This is a genomic window from Agarivorans sp. D1326 (assembly GCF_056958115.1).
Genome location: NZ_JBTWEN010000002.1, coordinates 544,631 through 562,769, shown reverse-complemented (window position 1 = coordinate 562,769; position 18,139 = coordinate 544,631). Strand labels below are relative to the sequence as shown.

General features: G+C 45.0%; 20 protein-coding genes. 6 read left to right on the top strand and 14 right to left on the bottom strand.

Annotated elements, in window-relative coordinates:
• Positions 1 to 42 precede the first annotated feature (42 nt).
• Positions 43 to 867: a substrate-binding periplasmic protein gene (locus ACYFDN_RS06435; protein WP_016400647.1), complete on the top strand. Its 825-nt coding sequence runs from the start codon at positions 43 to 45 to the stop codon at positions 865 to 867.
• A 37-nt stretch (positions 868 to 904) separates the two neighbouring features.
• Here the strand turns inward: ACYFDN_RS06435 and ACYFDN_RS06430 are convergent, their stop codons facing one another.
• Positions 905 to 1,123 (bottom strand): hypothetical protein, encoded by a 219-nt coding sequence (locus ACYFDN_RS06430; RefSeq protein ID WP_483510437.1) that lies wholly within the window; start codon positions 1,121 to 1,123, stop codon positions 905 to 907.
• 156 nt (positions 1,124 to 1,279) lie between these two features.
• Here ACYFDN_RS06430 and ACYFDN_RS06425 point away from each other — a divergent pair, with 156 nt between their 5' ends.
• The 3 genes from ACYFDN_RS06425 to ACYFDN_RS06415 all read left to right on the top strand — a co-directional run bounded on the left by ACYFDN_RS06425 (position 1,280) and on the right by ACYFDN_RS06415 (position 3,570).
• A complete protein-coding gene (locus ACYFDN_RS06425) occupies positions 1,280 to 2,458 on the top strand; it encodes an MFS transporter (RefSeq protein ID WP_483510436.1) in 1,179 nt (392 codons plus the stop codon).
• Positions 2,459 to 2,493: 35 nt separating this feature from the next.
• On the top strand, positions 2,494 to 3,033 hold the full coding sequence (locus tag ACYFDN_RS06420) for a phosphoribosyltransferase (protein WP_483510435.1): 540 nt from the start codon (positions 2,494 to 2,496) through the stop codon (positions 3,031 to 3,033).
• Positions 3,034 to 3,174: 141 nt separating this feature from the next.
• Complete coding sequence (locus ACYFDN_RS06415; RefSeq protein WP_016400643.1) at positions 3,175 to 3,570, top strand: ACT domain-containing protein; 396 nt, start codon at positions 3,175 to 3,177, stop codon at positions 3,568 to 3,570.
• A gap of 125 nt (positions 3,571 to 3,695) precedes the next feature.
• Here ACYFDN_RS06415 and ACYFDN_RS06410 read toward each other — a convergent pair whose 3' ends face one another.
• Together ACYFDN_RS06410 and ACYFDN_RS06405 are read right to left on the bottom strand one after the other, a co-directional pair.
• Positions 3,696 to 4,049 (bottom strand): HopJ type III effector protein, encoded by a 354-nt coding sequence (locus ACYFDN_RS06410; RefSeq protein WP_016400642.1) that lies wholly within the window; start codon positions 4,047 to 4,049, stop codon positions 3,696 to 3,698.
• An 81-nt stretch (positions 4,050 to 4,130) separates the two neighbouring features.
• Positions 4,131 to 5,051, bottom strand: a complete 921-nt coding sequence (locus ACYFDN_RS06405; protein WP_483510434.1) for a DMT family transporter — start codon at positions 5,049 to 5,051, stop codon at positions 4,131 to 4,133.
• 111 nt (positions 5,052 to 5,162) lie between these two features.
• On the opposite strand from ACYFDN_RS06405, the gene ACYFDN_RS06400 reads away from it, so the two are divergent.
• A complete protein-coding gene (locus ACYFDN_RS06400; RefSeq protein ID WP_483510433.1) occupies positions 5,163 to 6,077 on the top strand; it encodes a LysR family transcriptional regulator in 915 nt (304 codons plus the stop codon).
• A 46-nt stretch (positions 6,078 to 6,123) separates the two neighbouring features.
• On the opposite strand, the gene ACYFDN_RS06395 is transcribed toward ACYFDN_RS06400, so the two are convergent.
• Both ACYFDN_RS06395 and ACYFDN_RS06390 read right to left on the bottom strand, forming a co-directional pair.
• Positions 6,124 to 6,852: a hypothetical protein gene (locus ACYFDN_RS06395; RefSeq protein ID WP_483510431.1), complete on the bottom strand. Its 729-nt coding sequence runs from the start codon at positions 6,850 to 6,852 to the stop codon at positions 6,124 to 6,126.
• 81 nt (positions 6,853 to 6,933) lie between these two features.
• Positions 6,934 to 7,431 carry a GNAT family N-acetyltransferase gene (locus tag ACYFDN_RS06390; protein ID WP_338621629.1) on the bottom strand — a complete coding sequence of 166 codons (498 nt, stop codon included), beginning with the start codon at positions 7,429 to 7,431 and terminating at the stop codon, positions 6,934 to 6,936.
• Between the two features lie 277 nt (positions 7,432 to 7,708).
• Here ACYFDN_RS06390 and ACYFDN_RS06385 point away from each other — a divergent pair, with 277 nt between their 5' ends.
• Complete coding sequence (locus tag ACYFDN_RS06385; RefSeq protein WP_483510429.1) at positions 7,709 to 8,314, top strand: nitroreductase family protein; 606 nt, start codon at positions 7,709 to 7,711, stop codon at positions 8,312 to 8,314.
• Positions 8,315 to 8,378: 64 nt separating this feature from the next.
• On the opposite strand, the gene ACYFDN_RS06380 is transcribed toward ACYFDN_RS06385, so the two are convergent.
• The 9 genes from ACYFDN_RS06380 to ACYFDN_RS06340 all read right to left on the bottom strand — a co-directional run bounded on the left by ACYFDN_RS06380 (position 8,379) and on the right by ACYFDN_RS06340 (position 18,074).
• Positions 8,379 to 8,834 carry a hypothetical protein gene (locus ACYFDN_RS06380; protein ID WP_483510428.1) on the bottom strand — a complete coding sequence of 152 codons (456 nt, stop codon included), beginning with the start codon at positions 8,832 to 8,834 and terminating at the stop codon, positions 8,379 to 8,381.
• Positions 8,835 to 9,066: 232 nt separating this feature from the next.
• Entirely contained in the window at positions 9,067 to 10,269 is a 1,203-nt protein-coding gene (locus ACYFDN_RS06375) for a urate hydroxylase PuuD (protein ID WP_483510426.1), read from the bottom strand.
• On the bottom strand, positions 10,250 to 11,569 hold the full coding sequence (gene guaD / locus ACYFDN_RS06370; RefSeq protein WP_483510424.1) for a guanine deaminase: 1,320 nt from the start codon (positions 11,567 to 11,569) through the stop codon (positions 10,250 to 10,252). The genes ACYFDN_RS06375 and guaD overlap by 20 nt, the downstream gene beginning before the upstream one ends.
• Position 11,570: 1 nt before the next feature.
• Positions 11,571 to 11,897 carry a hydroxyisourate hydrolase gene (gene uraH, locus ACYFDN_RS06365; RefSeq protein ID WP_483510423.1) on the bottom strand — a complete coding sequence of 109 codons (327 nt, stop codon included), beginning with the start codon at positions 11,895 to 11,897 and terminating at the stop codon, positions 11,571 to 11,573.
• On the bottom strand, positions 11,894 to 12,409 hold the full coding sequence (gene uraD, locus ACYFDN_RS06360; RefSeq protein WP_483510421.1) for a 2-oxo-4-hydroxy-4-carboxy-5-ureidoimidazoline decarboxylase: 516 nt from the start codon (positions 12,407 to 12,409) through the stop codon (positions 11,894 to 11,896). The genes uraH and uraD overlap by 4 nt, the downstream gene beginning before the upstream one ends.
• Positions 12,402 to 13,286, bottom strand: coding sequence for a xanthine dehydrogenase accessory protein XdhC (gene xdhC / locus ACYFDN_RS06355; RefSeq protein WP_483510419.1), 885 nt, complete (start codon positions 13,284 to 13,286; stop codon positions 12,402 to 12,404). Before xdhC ends, uraD begins: the two co-directional genes overlap by 8 nt.
• Complete coding sequence (xdhB, locus tag ACYFDN_RS06350; protein ID WP_483510417.1) at positions 13,279 to 15,645, bottom strand: xanthine dehydrogenase molybdopterin binding subunit; 2,367 nt, start codon at positions 15,643 to 15,645, stop codon at positions 13,279 to 13,281. The genes xdhC and xdhB overlap by 8 nt, the downstream gene beginning before the upstream one ends.
• A complete protein-coding gene (xdhA, locus tag ACYFDN_RS06345) occupies positions 15,638 to 17,053 on the bottom strand; it encodes a xanthine dehydrogenase small subunit (protein WP_483510415.1) in 1,416 nt (471 codons plus the stop codon). Before xdhA ends, xdhB begins: the two co-directional genes overlap by 8 nt.
• 64 nt (positions 17,054 to 17,117) lie before the next feature.
• The gene (locus ACYFDN_RS06340) at positions 17,118 to 18,074 is read right to left on the bottom strand and encodes an isopenicillin N synthase family dioxygenase (protein ID WP_483510413.1); all 957 of its coding nucleotides are present in this window, start codon (positions 18,072 to 18,074) and stop codon (positions 17,118 to 17,120) included.
• Positions 18,075 to 18,139: the final 65 nt, after the last annotated feature.

Genomic DNA, 18,139 nt, shown 5'->3' with positions numbered 1-18,139 from the left:
GCGCTAACCTTAAGTACAGGTTGTATTTTAGGAAGCTACGCAATGTCCGCGTTTACCAAAACCTTATTCTTAATTGTCGCACTCAGCAGCTCTCAGTGGGTGTCAGCCTCCGAGCTAACTATTTGTAATCGATTAGTGGTAACCGGTAATGCCGAATATCCCCCCATATTATGGCGAGACCAAAATCATCCCGGCAAGCTTACTGGCCTAGCCATAGAACTACTTGAGTTAGCGTTAATGGACACTGAAATCAGTGTTGACGCTCGGGATCGAGGCGTATGGGCAAGAGCATTGCAAGAAGCCAAACATGGTGAAATAGATATGTTAGCGGGCGCCTTTCTAACCAATGAGCGACAAGAATACATGGACTACATTGTGCCGCAGTTTACTGACGTTCCCAGTGTTGTTTGGACCAAAAAAGGTAAGGAATTTAATTATCAAAAATGGGAAGATTTGTTAGACCGCCGCGGAGGCACCTTAGTAAATAACAGCTTTGGTCAAGACTTTGATGCTTACGCCAAAAAGAACCTGAAGATACTTAGCAGTGCATCGGCTGAGCGCTCTTTTGCCATGTTGTTGGCCGACCGCTTCGATTATGTGCTTTACGAGTTATATCAGGGCTTAACTATTTTGGAGTCGGCAGGCTTAAAATCTAAGGTTGTTGCTTTAGATAACCCAATCTCAATTGAAGGTTTGTATTTCACTTTTTCAAAAAAATCAGGTTGTAATAGTGAAGCATTAAGGCGCCATTTAAGTGAACGGGTCACTCAGCTCACTAAGTTTAATACCTTCGAACGTTTATTCGATAAACACATGCAAGCGTGGTTATTGCAGCAATCTAATTTTGGCGTGGTGCAGCGAGATTAAGTACTCAGTTGGGCTTAGTGACTAAGCGTCCCCCACCTTAGCTTGTCACTTTCTCTGCACTGACTGCGGTGTTGGCTTCTTGCCAACCGCGGGTTTCGTTAATAAGCTGTTCAACCATCTCGGCATTACCAACAACAACCCCTTCTTCTAAGACCACCAAGCTATTGTTCCGCTCTTCAATCTGAAAATTAGTGCGGATGATTTCGTTGTCACGATATCCGGCAGAATTGAAAAAACGAATTTTGTAAGTATTCATGCCTTCACCTCTATTTGAAGAGCAAAGAATTGCCTTTCATCATTAACTGAGAGTTTTGTTGTATTTTATGAGAGAAAATCGCTATTAAGCAATCGTAGTGAAGAGTATTGTTCAGTTACTTTGATGTTCATCTGTCTTACCTAGTGAGTAACTGAAATGCTATTGCTGTTAGCGATTATTTACCTGGCGTTTATTAGCCTTGGTTTGCCCGACTCGCTATTGGGCTCATCGTGGCCAATCATGCGGGGTGACCTAAACGCCAGCCTCGAATTTGCCGGCGTAATTTCTATTGTTGTTAGCGCGGGAACAGTGGTGTCGAGTCTATTGTCTACTCGGCTTACTCATTACTTTGGCACCGGTAAAGTGGTAGCTGTAAGCGTACTAATGACTGCGATTGCTTTATTTGGCTTTAGCTTAACTCACAACGTTTGGTTACTGGTGCTTTTGGCTGTGCCTTTGGGCTTAGGCGCGGGTGCAGTGGATGCCGCTTTAAATAACTTTGTCGCGATAAACTACAAAGCCAAACATATGAATTACCTGCATTCTTTCTGGGGTGTTGGTGCCACTGCTGGTCCTTTGATTATGGCGCTTTATCTGAGTCAGCAACAAGGTTGGCGCGACGGTTACGCGAGTATTTCTTATATTCAGTTTGCCTTAGTTGCTGTATTGCTGTTGGCTTTGCCCCTGTGGCGACGCGCAACCAGCGAGAAGTTAGCAGCAAGCGGCGAGCAGCATACACCGCTAAGCAATGCTACAGCCTTTAAAATGAAGGGAGTTAAGCTGCAATTGCTTACTTTTTTTTGTTATTGCTCCTTAGAAGCGGGGACTGGCTTGTGGGCCGCTAGTTACTTAATTAGTCAGCAGCAAGTAAGTGCCGCTAATGCTGCTTTTTGGACTGCTATGTACTTTTTGGGAATAACGCTGGGGCGCTTTATATGTGGATTTGTTTCTGAGCGAATTGAAGAAGATAAGCTAGTTCGTGGTGGAGTATTAACTATTTTTGTAGGTGTAGTGTTCTTGCTGATACCTGGTTGGCCAATGCTGGCTAAAATAGGCTTAATGTTTATCGGCTTTGGTTGTGCGCCTATCTATCCAAATACTATTCATCTAACGCCACAAAGGTTTGGCAAGCAAGCATCGCAGACCATTATTGGTTTATCGATGGCTTGCGCCTATGTTGGCACTACCTTAATGCCTCCGTTTATCGGCTTATTGGCTGCATCCAGTTCTTTTGTGGTCCTGCCAATCGCATTGCTAGTGTTTAGTGGTTTAATGATGTTTAGCACTGAGCGACTGAAACTCTGGCCGCAGTCGCAGCCAACAAAAAGCGATTAGCCAGTCATCACTTAGTTCAAGTACAAAGGGTTTTTATGGGAAACGAACACATCGGCGAGCTGGTGTTAAGCCAGCAACAAATTAGCCAAGGAGTAAGCACGGTAGCTAAGCAACTCAATCACTTGTATGCAGGCAAAACGGTTGTGCTGATTACGGTAGTTCCGGGGGGAATTTTATTTACCGCTGATCTGGTGCGCCAGTTAAACTTTCAAGTTGAAATGGATTACATCTCTTGCCCACATACACCTGGCGATCGGCAGAACAACTCCACCATTGTTTATCATCAAAATATCGAAATTAACAATAAGCCAGTGATTGTAATTGATGATGCCATAGAGTCTGGCGGCACAATGCAGCGGCTTATTGCCCATCTAAGTACTCAGTTCTCACCCTCATCTTTGGCTATAGCTAGTTTGCTGGTAAAACCCGGCAGAGTGGATATTCCAGTAAAACAACATTTTGCTTATTTAATGGACACCGACGATATGCTGGTGGGTTATGGTTTATCTTGGAACAATTTAAACCGCAACCTTCCTTATATTTCTAAATTAAACACGGTAGATGATAAGCAATAAATCTAACTATCTAAAGGAGTTAAAGATTTAGGGTAAGCTAACAGATAGCTTGCAATGTTCGTGGGGAGTGGGGGAAACCACTAAGTATTTTGCCCATGGTTTTATACAACAAAGGCGCATTCACAAAAGGATTTTGCCAGCATGTCAGGAATTACAGATTTAGATGAGCTCTTAAGGTCTATGCACCCTAAGTTGATAGATGCAGAATTTGTATTTTGCACGGTTCCTGGAGGTATTAGCGAATACTTGGAACTAGAACCTGTAGCCACTTTTATAGAATCTGAAGGTTTAACACTTGTTGTTAAAAAGGCAGCGGCTAAAGCAGCTGGTTTGGAATATGAGGGCTCATTCAGCCAGATTACCTTAACAGTGCACTCTAGCTTAGAGGCTGTTGGGCTAACCGCAGCTGTTGCCAACAAGCTCGCATCAAAAGGTATTAGTGCGAACGTAATTGCTGCCTATTATCACGATCATGTATTTGTGCAAACCGACAAAGCAAAAGCAGCAATGCATGCCTTACAAGAGTTTGGCGTTTAGGGTTGCTAAGTGCGGTTTAAAGTCTGCAGTCATTGCCGAGTAGTGCTACTTTTTGAGGGGGCTCTGAGAAGCGGTGGAGATGATACTAGCGAAGTAAAAAACCGCATTAAGCGGCTTTTTACGTTTTAAGCTTTAAGGCTTAAGGCAGGTTGGCTGAAGCTAATGCCATCCCAACCGTTTTTAATAAACTGGCGAATATTTTGGTGGTCGTCACTGTATGGCGTAGACAATACATCTTGGTAGTATTGGCCAAACAAGGCTAGGGTTTGTTGTTTACTTAATCCGTTTAATTGACCAAAAGCAAATACTTTGCATGAACCTGAATTTTCACCTTCGGCATTATGTTGCTTGCCGTTGCTAAATGCACTTGGCGTGAACTCGTAGTTTGCATCAATAATTTTCATACTATCTTCAAAGCGAATTTGATCGGGATCTTTAGTAAGAACTTCAACAAAGTTAGCGATATCTGCCTGTGCCATGAGTTACGTCCTGTAGTATTGGTTTATTCGCGCTTACCTTATTTGAGAATATTGCCTCGGGTCAAGAAAAAATCATCTGTTTTAACTATTGTCATTTTGAATAATTAGCATTGCAAAAAACACCAGTATTGCGCCAGGCAATAATCGCCATGATAGTTGCTCAAACCCCATACTTACCGTAAGCACTAAAACCAATAGAGGCGTTAAGTAACTGTAGGCAGCCACTTTGGTGGGGCCAAGGCGAACCGTACCTATTTGCAGCAAGAAAAAGGTAGTTAGGGTGGTGAATAACGCTAAATAGCCAATGCCAGCATAAGCTTTTAGGGGGACTGCTAACCAATTAATCTCATTTAAGCTGGTGAGTGAAAGCAGCAACAAAAAAAGGCTGCCAAATGTTAAGACCCAAAATGTCATTAGCTCTTGTGGCTCGCCTTGGTAAAGCTTTTTCATTAAGGGGTTATAAATACTTAAAGCGACACAGCCGAGCAAAAACAGCAAGTCTCCTTGATTTAGCGTTAATGCAAATAGCGCATTAACATCACCGCGAAATACAATCCATAAAGCGCCCAGAGTTCCCATTGTTAAACCCACTGCTCTCTGTAGTTTTATGGCTTGGCCTAGGATAAAAAAGCTAGTAAGGGCAGTAATGGCAGGCAATGTTGTATACAAAGCACCGGTGTTTAACGCGCTGGTGTGGCGCAGCGCTTCAAACATACACCAAAAAAATATCACCAAGGGTACGCTCAGCAAAGCATATCCCATTAAGGTTTTGCCGGAAGGTAGCGTTAATCCGTTTCTGTACAACACATAAGGGGCAAATAACAAAGCCGCAGTGAGGAAGCGTAAAAACATCATCACTACTGGAGGTAATGCGTGGGTAATCGCAGCGCCGACTGGGAAAGAGCTAGCGACTAGCGTAACCATTAGCAGCATCAAGCCATGAGTTGCTAAATGGCTGTTATTTAAGCTTGGCTTAGTGTGAGTGTAGCTTGGGTTTAGCATGGAAAATACCGCGTTATTTAGTCATGCGGTCAGTGTAATAATATTTATATTGACTGATAATCCCTCTATTTTGATAATAACTGTTGAGATTAAGTTGACAGTGGTGAGTTCATGGACGGATTTGCAGCAATTCCTGTATTTGTAGCAGTAGTTGAACATGGTGGGTTTTCGCCTGCAGCGCGTAGTTTGGGGATCTCCAAGTCGGCAGTAAGTAAGCGGATCAATCTACTCGAACAGCAACTTGGGGTTAAATTACTGCACCGTACTACTCGTAAACTGAGTTTAACCGAAGCGGGTAAGCATTATTTTGAGCATGCGGAAAAAGCCAATAATGCCGCAAAAGATGCCCAAGATGCGGTTGCCCAACTGCAAGGGGAGCCACAAGGTTTGCTGCGCATTAACACGCCTATGTCTTTTGGCCGTTTACATATCGCACCGCTGATAGCCAAGTTTTTGCAGCGTTATCCCAAAATTACTATTGATATGGTGATGGACGACAAAGTTGTCGACTTGGTCGCCGAAGGTTTTGACGTAGCAATAAGAGCCGGAAACTTGCCAGATTCATCACTAATTGTGCGTAAACTTGCTCCGCTAAAAAGCGTGTTATGCGCTTCTCCAGACTATTTAAAGCAACATGGTATACCGCAAACTATTGAACAATTAGCCGCCCACAATTGTCTGCAGTTTAGCTATTCTCGCGATGTTAAAGAATGGACATTTATGCGTGATGGGCAATCACAATCAATAGACGTAAAAGGCAATTATCGAGTGAATAACAGTGAAGCTTTGCGCGAAGCAATGTTGCAAGGATTAGGCGTTGGGCGCTTACCCACTTTTGTGGCTGGGCCAGATATTGTAGCGGGGCGTTTAATTAAGCTGTTAGACCAATACCAAATGCCAAACCAAAGCATTTACGCAGTGTTTTCAGAGCGTCAATTTTTGCCTGCCAAGGTGAGAGCTTTTGTCGATTTTGCCATAGAGCACTTAGCTGCAGAACAGCCATATTGGGAGCTTAACCCCAGCTAACAACTATGTGTATTGCTATCGTTTTACGTGAATACTGAGCTAATTACTATTCGCCGTTACTAGCTCCAGCTATCGCTTTTTCTAACCAAGATTGTGCATGTTTAATTGGGCCTTGTATGCCTTTTAGTGGGGCGTCAGGGCGGTCGGCTCTTACTTTTGGATGGTTGTTGAGTTTAAGCAAAACTTGCTGAGCATAAGCTACGGTTTGTTGATCTGGCATCGGTGCGACACCATCGCGAATACAGGCAATTAGCGTACGATGTAAGCCACTGGTTAAAGTCCAAATTGTGTTTAGCCTAAACCCTCCAAGCTGGCTGTCACTCGCGAGTTCATCTAAAAAACGGATCAGCTCTGGCAACAGTGATACTGGTCTTTTCTCCCTGATGCTTACAGCAGCAACGTAAAGCTCTTTTGCTGAAGCATTTAAGCGAAGGTAATCTGCTAGGGAATCAGTTTCTGACAAATTGCGTGCTTCGGCGATGATTGCTTGCCTAGCTTCAGCTAGTTGACTCACTGGGGCATGAGGATCAAAGTTTTGCAGAATATCGTCGAACTGGCGCCTATCATTTTCGATCTCTGCTTCTAGTTCTACAATCTTCTCCTTACCTTTCTCAACTTCTTGTTTCAGGCTTTGTAGTTCTAGTTCAAATTCGCCAAACTTGAGCTTAGTGATTCGCTTACGAAGCTCCGGTTGAGTCGCAATGTAAATCACTGCGGCTAGTACCATAAGCTCCCAAAGAGAGGTATTACTTAAAATATTGCTAATGATGCTCATGCTAAAACCTAGTTATTTGTAAGGCTCTCTAGATCTTAGACCAAGCTGGATAAATACTGGTGTTTTCAGCGCTTGTGCGGTTTATTCGCTTCGCCATTTAGGATTGATAATCGCCCAGCGTTCGTGGTCTTTCCATCCTTTACCACCAATGTTTAAGTAGTTTTTTGATAGACCTTCTTTCACGAACCCTGCTTTTGCTACTAATGCTATTGAAGCCTTATTGGCAGGTTGGATATTGGCTTCTAAGCGATGCAGATTGAGTTCTTCGAAGGCTTCTTTTAATACTAAGCGGATGCCTGCTCGCATATAGCCTTGGGCTTGGTGAGGATGAAAGACTTCGTAACTAAGGTAAGCTGATTGAAAATGGCCGCGAATGATAGCCGAGATATTAAAAGTACCTACTATTTCACCCGTTGCTTGCAGGCAAACAAAGTAGCGGTGTTCTTCTTCTAAATAAGCGCGCACATTTTTTGGCGGATAGCTCCAAGGGCGATGAAATATCTCACTGTTTTGATAGCACTCGCTTAGCTCTTCTAAATCGCTACGCTCGGGTTTTCTTATATACAGTTCTTGGCTCACACCTTATACCTTAGCTTGCTAAAACGTCGCTAGAAACTTAAGTATTTTAGCGAATTATTTTTGCTAAAGGCTAATCAATATTCCAGTTATTGCTCACAATTTTTGTTGAATATAAAGGACGCTAAAAGCACTTTTCTAAGACAATTGTATAGTTTTTCTCAACAGTTTCTTTTGCAAAAGCGGGATTATCATTTAAACCCTGTGGAATTAAGCTGGTGGCAACTTAAGTCAAGGTCTTAAGTTTCACCAAATTACTTACAAAGCTTAAGGAACAACCATGGAACTATTTACAGCCATTGAGCAACGTCGCGCCGTTAAGCATTTCGATTCAGGCGAACAAATGAGTGAGCGAGATTTCCAGAAAATGATGGAAGCTGTGTTGTTATCGCCCACCTCTTACAACATTCAGCATTGGCGATTTGTAAGAGTGAGCAATGCCGAGGTGCGAGAGCAAGTTGGTGAAGCTGCTTGGGGCCAACCACAAGTGACAGAGGCTTCGGAGCTATTGGTGTTATGTGCTGACACTCAAGCTTGGGCTAAGCAACCAGAGCGCTATTGGCAAAATGTAGACGCTAAAGCGCAGGGTGTTTTGGTAGATATGCTAGCTAGTTTTTATCACGGAAAAGATCAGTTGCAACGTGATGAAGCGATGCGCTCGTGCGGCATGGCAGCCCAAACCTTAATGCTAGCAGCGAAAGGCTTGGGCTATGATACTTGCCCAATGATAGGTTTTGATGCTGGCCAATTGGCTGAGGTTATTAAACTGCCCGAAGATCATGTGATTGGTATGATCATCGCTATTGGTAAAGCGGCTAAACCGGCAGGTGTACGCGGGGGACAATTAGCGATGAACCAGGTGTTGATGCAAAACCATTTTGTTTAGCTGGAAAACCTGCTGAAAAAGGCTAACGCTAGTTGCCAGCCTTTCTGGGTTAAGCTTACCCTAACTATTGGCATATTTTTCTAGCAACGAGCTTACTATTTATAAATAGTAAGCCACCAATTATAAACATCACGAAGTGAGCCCAAAAGGTGGCCTTTAGCTCTGGGTCTGTCATGTAGCCCTGAGAGAAAAATTGCACTACTTTTACTAATGCCCAAGCGTTTGAAGCTAGAATGTACAAGGCTAATAAAGCGCAACCAACGTTTGCTAAATCAAAAGTGTTAAAGCTTTCTTTTTCATCGCTAGATTGCTTGGGGATAAAGCTACCAGCTATGGATAAAGGAAACATCCATAGCAAGGTTGCAACAATTAAATAAACAGCCACTACGAAATAGGCACCTATTTGAGTGTCTAAAAATTCTCTAGCGCGAATTATATCTACAATAAATGATGCGCTTGATAAAAATAAGAATATAGAGAATATCCTTATACCAGTCGCTAACACTAACCTTAAGTTCATTAGAATCCTTCCTAAATATTTTGCGAATACATCTGATAAAACTCCGTTTATCTACAGGGCGAGACTACCATAAGGCTATGATTTATTTAGTATAAAAACTTGATTTCTGTGACCTTGAATAGACTAAGGTTGAGGTTAAAGCGGAGCTATAAGGCTTAATGGTTTTCTTGAAATAATAAGTCTGGAGTAACTTCGCATTGCTAGCATAAACTAGCAATGCATCTTCATTCGTTTAGGGGGTAGCTAACAGTTGCTGCAGGCTTTGCCGTTCGCTATCAGTCATTTGGGTTTTGTTTAAAAACGGCATATCTTGGCTAACAAATGAGCGTTCTACAATCCGTGCTTTCCAGCGCTCTACATCTTGCCAAGTATCTAAATTTACCCCGCCTGGTGCTGCGGTGAAGGTGTCGTCTGTAGGCATGCGGCTGTGACAAGTGGTACAGCGCTGCTGAATAATTGCCATTACTTGGCCCTGCTCGGCGTTTAGCTCATTGTTGTTTTGATCTTGAACCTGCACTGAGCGATTAGCGTTACTCCAGCTTAAAAACACCGCCAGTAACAGCAAACCTGCAGCGCCGCTGACAATAATGCTGGGCTTTTGAACGCCTTGGTGCTTTAGGTTGAAGTAATGGCGGATCCAAGCGCTTAAGCCGATCAGCGCACAGAGGATTAACCAACTATGGCTGTGCTGATAAATCATTGGATAATGGTTACTAATCATCAAGAAAATGACTGGTAAGGTGAGGTAGTTATTATGCACCGAGCGCTTTTTTGCTTCGAGACCTGGCGCAGGGTCAACGGGCTCGCCAGCGCTAACTTGCGCCACCATTTGTCGCTGTCCTGGGATGATCTTGGTCCACACATTAGCCACCATAATGGTGCCAATTAATGCGCCCATATGGATAAAGGCACCACGACCGCTAAATACTTGAGTAAAACCAAAACAAAACAGTGCACCTATAACGATTAAACAAATGCTTAAGGGCAAAGGTTTGTTTGCAATGGGTGAGCGTAGTAAACCTTCATAAATGGCAAAACCAAGCGCAATCCCGCCAACTCCCAAACCAACAGCTTGATAGCTGGTTAAAGCCATCACTTGTGGGTCAATTAGGTAGGCATCGGCGCGAAGGTAGTACATCCAAAACAGCAGCAATGTGCCACTAAGCCAAGTGCTATAGGCTTCCCATTTAAACCAATGGAGTTTTTCTGGCATTTTTTCTGGGCCAACTTGGTACTTGGCTACTTCGTAAAAGCCGCCGCCATGCACCGCCCACAAATCACCTTTAATGCCTTTTTGCTTTTTCCATTCTGGCGGCGTTTTTAGGTTGTTATCTAACCAAACAAAATAAAAGCTAGCGCCTATCCATGCAATGCCTGCAATGACATGAAACCATTTAATAAAGAGGGCTAACCATTCATACAGCTGTGGCCACATAGTGTTGTCCTTTTTTGTAAACTTGCTTACCTGCTACATAGGTGGCGTTTATAACGCGGTCATCACCTAGGGTATTAATGGCAAATAATTTCTCACTTAAGCTGCTGGCTTTATTTAAGCGCTGGCTAAGCATCGGAGTAGGGTGCATATCTAGTTCAATAAAATCGGCTTCGCTGCCTACATTTAAATTGCCCACTTGCCTTTCAATACCCATTGCCACTGCTGCACCTTGAGTACATAAATACAATGAATCGAAGGGGCTTAAACTGGCTTGCTGCAGTTGGCAAACTTTGTAGGCATCGGCTTGGTTTGCAAACATACTTAAGCTGGTGCCACCGCCTACATCACTAGCAAGCGCTACAGCCACGCCATTGGCTTGGGCGCGTTGGTAGTTAAATAAACCGCTGCCTAAAAACAAGTTAGATGAGGGGCAAAAGTTGATGGTTGCACCTGAGCTTGCCAAGGCTAGATATTCACGGTCGGTAAGATGAATGCCATGGCCAAATAGTGAACGTTCTCGCACCAAGTCATGCGCTTCGTACACTGCCAGGTAGTCAGAGTAATCGGGAAATAGCTCGTTAATCCACTGTACTTCGGTGGGGTTTTCCGACAAATGAGTTTGAATAAAGCTATCTGGGTGTTCCTTGGCTAACTGACCCGCTTTAGCTAGCTGTGCTTCGCTGCTGGTGGGCGCAAAACGCGGCGTTATCGCGTAGAGTTGCCGACCATTTTTGTGCCATTGCTCCAGCAGTTTTTTACTCTCTAAATAGCCTGATTCAGCGCTATCTTGCAGCGCGGTGGGGCAGTTTCTGTCCATCAATACCTTGCCGCAAATCATTCGTGCATTGTAGTTTTCTGCCGCCTCAAAAAAGCTGCTTACCGATTGCGGGTGAACGGTTGCATACACACTAGCTGTGGTGGTGCCGTGGGCAAACAGTTGTTGCAAAAAGAACTCGGCTTGGGCACGAGCATAGGCAGCTTCAACAAATTGTTGCTCAGCAGGAAAGGTGTAAGTGTTTAACCAATCCAATAGTTGCTTGCCATAGCTGGCAATAATCTCTACCTGGGGGTAGTGCACATGGCTGTCGATAAGCCCCGGAATAATAAGGCCATGATGCTGAATAACAGCCGCTTGTACTTCGGGGTTGTTGCGTAAGTAATCTTGCGCATCCCCAAGGTGTTGAACAAGACCATCCTCAACAACCAACATGCCATCATGGAGATATTGGTAGTTATCGCTCGGTGCAATAGTGGCCTTTGGAAAGTGTAAAATACTCCCGCGGTGGAACTGTCGCGTCATCTTAGCTGCCTCGATAAGTGGAATAGCTAAAGGTGCTTAACAGCAGCGGGATGTGGTAATGGGCTTGTTGCTCATCACTAACAAACACCACATCGGCTAAAGGAAAAAAGCATTGCTGGAAGTGCGCTAGGCAGTATTCTTCGGTAATAAAGCGTAGGCAGTAGCAATCACTGGGTAAGTCTAATTGTTCAAACTTATAGCGCCCGTCTTGATCGGTTAAACCTTTGGCTAAGCTTTGGCTTTCACCAAAGCGATAAATTTCTACCGCAATACCTGCTGCGGGCTGGCCACAAGTGGTATCGAGTACATGACAGCTTAAGGTGCTCAAAATAAGTTCTCCATTCTACGCAGGCTAATGCGTTGTTGTTGTTCGGCTGCATTGTGTAATTCTTGCTCGCGACTATTACCGTAACGCTGCTCCAATATTTGCAGCATTTCCTCGGCGGATTTACCGCTAGCAAATACGATGAAAATGAAGCCATATCGGTTTAAATAACGCTGATTAAGTTCGAGTAAAGCACTAAGAGTGGCTTGCTGAGCATGGTTGACTTGTGCTTGCTCTGCTTCGCTTAAATGCTTGGCTTGGCTGTATTTTTTTTGAAGGCTGGTTAAGTCACCAATCATTGGGTGACCCGCAAAAGCCTCCAGCCAATCGTTCTCGGTTAGCTGACTAAAGGCTTGTTTCGCCATTGACATAAACTGCTCAACCGACTGAAAAGGGCGCAATGTTGCCATGGTGCTTTGCCATGTTTTGCTACTGCAAATACTGGCCATTTCGCTAACGAATTGACTGTGCGGCAGATTGTTTAGCAGCTTAAGATGTTTTTTGTCATCATTCATTGAGCTGTTCTCCCGCAAGTTGTTTTCGCAGAGTATTGCTAGATTCCCATTGTTGTTTTTGCTGGTCCCTATCACTGGTTTTAGCGTGTTTTTCTAGCAGCGTGATCAGCTGGGCACTAATCGACACCGCGACTTGCATGGGTAATTTCCCACTCACCTCGGCTAGGCCAATAGGGCAGGTGAGTTGATCACAGCGTGCCGGATTTTCAAGTTGTTCGGCTAAGCGATACTTAAAACGTTGGGCTTTAGTTTGCGAGCCAATCACGCCTACAAAGGCTAAATCTCCTCGGCGCAGCGCAGCTAAGCTGAGAGCGAAATCTAAGCTGTGGTCTTGGCTTAGAATGACAACATATGAGTTGGCTTTTAGCTCTGCTACGCTATTTTCTGGCTGCGCGTGATAGTGGGTGTTCACACCAAATTGGCTAATTGAATCTAGCCATTGCTGGCGATTATCAATGACTTGCACTTGTACTGGCAATTTCGCCAGTATTTCACATAAACAATGGCTTACATGTCCCGCCCCATAAATGGTGATAAGTGGCTGATCAACCAAGAAGTATTCGAACAATACTTGTACTGCGCCCCCACAACATTGGGCTAGATCAGCAGCTAAGGAAAAGCGTTCAATGTGATTAGATTTTGTTCCCTTTTCTAGTTGCTCGCGGGCATGCTTGATCACCGAAAACTCTAAATTTCCACCACCTAAGGTATCGAATTGTTGTTGCTGACTTATCACCATTTTAGCGCCTGTTGCTCGCGGCACTGAACCTGCCTCGGCCACAATGGTCGCAATACAAAATGGCTGCTGTTGCTGCTTAAGATAACTGCAGGCATCTAACCAGTTATTGGGTAAAAATCGAGTTTGCCAATCACTCATCTTGCGCCTCCATAAACTCATATTGTTTTTGGCAAGCCATTAGAATGCGTTCGCTGGTGGCCGGAGAATCTAACTGTGCTGGCAGCTTATGTTGGCTGATTGACGTCACTGCATCGTAAATGGCACACCAAGCGCTAATGGCTAACATAAAAGGTGGCTCGCCCACTGCTTTAGAGCGGTAGATGCTGTGCTCAGGGTTGGCTTGGTCGAACAATGTAATGTTCATTTGTTCGGGGTAGTCGCCAATAGTAGGGATTTTGTAGTTTGCCGGGCTATTACTTAGTAACTTTCCTTTTTTGTCCCATACCAGTTCTTCGTTAGTAAGCCAGCCTAGGCCTTGTATAAAGGCGCCTTCTATTTGGCCAATGTCGATGGCCGGATTAAGGCTGGTGCCTACATCATGCAGAATGTCTACTCGGTCTACGCTCATTTCCCCAGTTAGCGTATCAATGCTCACTTCGCTAACGGAAGCGCCCAGTGCAAAGTAGAAAAATGGCCGCCCCTGCGCTTGTTCGCGGTCGTACCAAATTTTTGGTGTTTTATAAAAGCCAGTCGCTGAGAGTGACACTCGCTGCATGTAAGCTTGTTGCACTAACTCCGCCCAGCTAATGGTTTGCTCGGCGAGTTTGACTTGGCCTTGGTTTATGGTGATTTGTTCTGCTGCAAGCTGGTAATGTTGCTGGGCAAATTCAAGCAAACGTTGTTTGATTTCTTTCGCCGCATTATGCGCAGCCATCCCGTTTAAATCACTGCCTGAAGAAGCCGCCGTGGGTGAGGTATTAGGGACTTTGTCGGTGCGGGTAGACGTAATAAGCACATAGCTAAATGGAATGCCCAAAGTTTGCGCCACAATCTGCTGAACCTTGGTATGCAGACCTTGGCCCATTTCGGTGCCGCCATGATTCAACTGAACACTGCCGTCGGTATATACATGCAGCAGTGCGCCTGCTTGGTTAAGGTGTTTGGCGGTAAATGAAATACCAAATTTTACTGGGCTTAAGGCAAGGCCTTTTTTGATCAGCGAGTTAGAGTTGTTCCATTGAATTATTTGCTGACGACGCGCGCGGTAATCTGCGTTCACTTCTAATTGTTTAATTAAGTTAAGCTGGTCTTGATATTGCTCTACCGGCATGCCGTAGTGGGTGGTGGCATGTCCATCGCGATAGAGGTTTTTGTAACGCACATCTAAGGCATCTTGGCCGGTAGCAATTGCGATGTCTTGCATAGCCTGTTCAATTAACATCATGCCTTGCGGGCCACCAAAGCCGCGGAAGGCAGTATGTGAAACGGTATCGGTTTTTAATCGATTACCTACGACTTCGGCTTCACCTAAGCTGTAGGCGTTGTCGCTATGAAACATCGCTCTATCCACAATCGCATCGGATAAATCAGGCGAGTGGCCACACAAGCCATTCACTTCCAACTTAGCACTTTCAATGATTCCCTCGGTGCTTAAACCTAGTTGGTATCGGTTGTAAAAAGGATGGCGCTTGCCGGTTACAGCCATATCTATACTGCGTGGTAGGCGTATTTTCACCGGTTTATTGCAATGCCAGGCAGCAAGGCTGGCTAAGCACGCCCATTGAGCGGCTTGAGTTTCTTTACCGCCAAAGCCGCCGCCCATGCGGCGCATGTCTACGGTTACTTGGTGAAACGCAATGCCTAATACTTCAGCTACTAGTTTTTGTACTTCGCTAGGGTGCTGTGAAGAGGTGTAAAGCATAATGCCGCCATCTTCGGTTGGCTGGGCGAGGCTGACTTGTCCTTCTAAATAAAAGTGTTCTTGCCCGCCAATATGTTGTTCACCACTTAGTTGCAGTTCACTGCGATCTAGCACGGCATCGGCTATTTGCTTACCCATGCAATGGCTTGGGCGCACCGTTGCATTGGGCTGGCTTAAATCGCTAATATCTTGCTTACTTAGCGCTAGCGTATCGGCGTTTTGGTATTGCACTAGCTCTTGATTAGCTTGGTGGGCAATTTGCCATGCGAGCTGATGACTATGAGCAAGAACTAGGGCGATAGGCTGCTGAAAGTAGCTAATCTCGTTCTCGCTTAACAGCGGGTCGCCTTTAAATATCGGGCCAATATCTTGGTGTCCGGGGATATCCTGGCAGCGAATTACCGCAACTACATCGGGGTGTTGTTGCAGCGAATCTAATTGCTGAGCAAGTACTTTACCTTTGGCTACTTGGCTCGTGATGACTGCAGCATGCAAGCAACCACTTGGCAGGTTATAGTCGTCGATGAACTGCGCTTCGCCAGCGACTTGTTTGGATGCACTCTCATGGGGAATCGATTTACCCACTACTTGGCTTGGCGCAGTTTGCTCGAGGTGCTGAGTGGTTAATTTACGCATGGGCGGCTAACCTCGTGGGTAATTGTTGGCTATAGAGGTAGAAGCGTTTTAATAGATTCTGTACTAGCAATACCCTGTAAGCTGCGCTCGCTCGCACATCATCAATGGGTTTTACATATTGCGGCACTAGGGCTTGTAGCTGCTTGAGTTTGTTGTTGTTGAAGACTTCACCCAATAAGCAGTCTTCTAGCTGGCTTAAGCGCACCGACTTAGCCGCCACGCCACCTGCTGAGATCACGCAGTGGCTTACTCTGCCTTGGTCATCACACTCCATGGCTACTGCCAATACCACGGTGGCGATGTCATCTTCATAACGTTTACTCACCTTGTAGATTTGATGCTTAAGTGTTGGAGACAAATCTGGCAGGTGAATGGCGCTAATCCACTGTTGTGGTTTTAAGCGCGTTTCGCGGTAGCCTGTGATGTAGTCTTCCGGTGCGTAAAGCTCGGTAGTAGTGCCATCATCTACTTCAATTTTGCCGTTTAGGCTAATTAGCAATGGAGCTATGTCACCAATGGGTGAGGCATTGCCTAAACTGCCACCAAGGGTGGCGCGGTGACGAATAGTAATACTGCCCAAGCGAGCAAAAATTTCGTCGGTAGTGGGGTAGTGCTGCGCCATAAATGCATGAACTTTATCTAAGCTTACCGCTGCCCCTATGCGCCAGCCATTGTTGGTGCGCTCGATGCCTGTGAGCTCAGGAAGGGCGGTTAAGTCGATAATTTCATCAATGCGTTGATACTGTTGAGTAACTTCTAATGCTAAATCGGTACCGCCGCCTATCCATTTGGCGTGAGGGTGTTTTGCGCGAATGCTGGCTAGCTCACTGCGACTAGTAGGCTGCCAGTAGTGGTCACTTTCTAGCTTGTCACATTGCCCCATCCAGTACTGCACGGAGGACTCATTTTCTTGGATATGATCCTTGGCCGCTGGCGCAGCCGCTACTTGCTTAGCCGCTTCGATAAGTGGCCCATAGCCAGTGCAACGGCACAAGTTGCCAGCTAAAAATTCCTCGGGATGTTCGGGTTTAGTTGTTTGACGAGATAAGGCATATAAAGACATTACAAAACCAGGCGTACAAAAACCGCATTGGCTGCCATGTTTATCTACTATGGCTTGTTGAACGGGATGTAGCTCTTGGCCTTGCTTTAGGTACTCAACGGTAATGATTTGTTTACCGTGCAAAGAATGTAAGGGCGTAATGCAGCTGTTTATTTGTTTGTAACTAAGTTGTTGTTGCTGATCTTGGCTCACCATTACTACGGTGCATGCACCGCAATCGCCACTGGCGCAACCTTCTTTACTGCCCACTAAACCTTGTCGCTCGCGTAAAAAGCTAAGCAGCATGGTATCTGCCGCTTGCTGGCTTAAGGTGATGGCTTGGTCGTTAATCATAAGTTGTAACATGATTGCTCCGGAAAATTCGCAGCTATCAAGCTGACTGATTGGTCAGCTTTTTAGCCAAATTTTTTTATTCTTGCTGGTCGTTTCTATAAGCGTAAGTATCGGCAAAGCGCGATAGTATCCATTCACCAGCAGTTATTTCTGGATACTGACTTTGTTCCCCAGGAGCTAAACAGCTCGCGAGAGTATTCACTGGAGTATCAAAGTCTGGCTCTACAAAAAAAGGCATTGAAAAGCGAGTGGTTTGCTGTTTTGGACTAAGCACTCTATGCGGCGTCGACTTGTATCGGCCATTGGTCCAACGTTGCATTAAATCGCCAATATTCACCACAAAACTATTCTCCACCGGTGGCGCATCTAACCATTGTTGATTGCGGTCTTGTACCTGTAAGCCGCCGGTTTGATCCTGATACAGCAAGGTAATGCAGCCATAGTCTGTGTGTGCGCCAGCGCCGTTATCATTTTGTTGCTGAGGCGGATAATGAATTAAGCGCAGCACACTAATCGGGCAGCTAAAATGCCTGCTAAAAAAGTCTTCGCTTTGGCCCAAGGCTAAAGCCATGGCCTTAAGTATTTTGAGGCCAACTTGCAAAGTGAGTTCGTAATGCTGCTGCAAAAGTTGGATAAAGCCGTCAAGATTTGGGTACTGGTTTGGCCCGTACAACTGCGGGTAACGCGCAACTTGCGGATGATAAGGGCTAAGATCTAAAGCCATATCAAAGGTTTCTTTGCAGTCTTTAGGGCCGCTTGGGTCAAGTTGCTCGGCGCTTACTTGTCCCCAACCTCTATGGTTGGCCGAGTGCTGAATATTGATCTTTTGTTTTTCTTGTTCACTAAGCGCAAAGAACTTCGCAGCCATGGCTTGCATAGCGCCAAATTGCTCGCTAGGAATGCCATGACCGGTCACATAAAAAAAGCCCTTGTCACGACATGCAGAATCAATGGCTTGAATGGTTTCTTGCCAGTGCTGACTATCGCTATGATTTAGCGTAGAAATATCAATAATAGGTAGGGCTAAGTTCATCTTACTCTCGCTGTAAAGGCCCAGCTAAACTGGGCACTCATTAAGAACATCGGTTTATTTGGGAT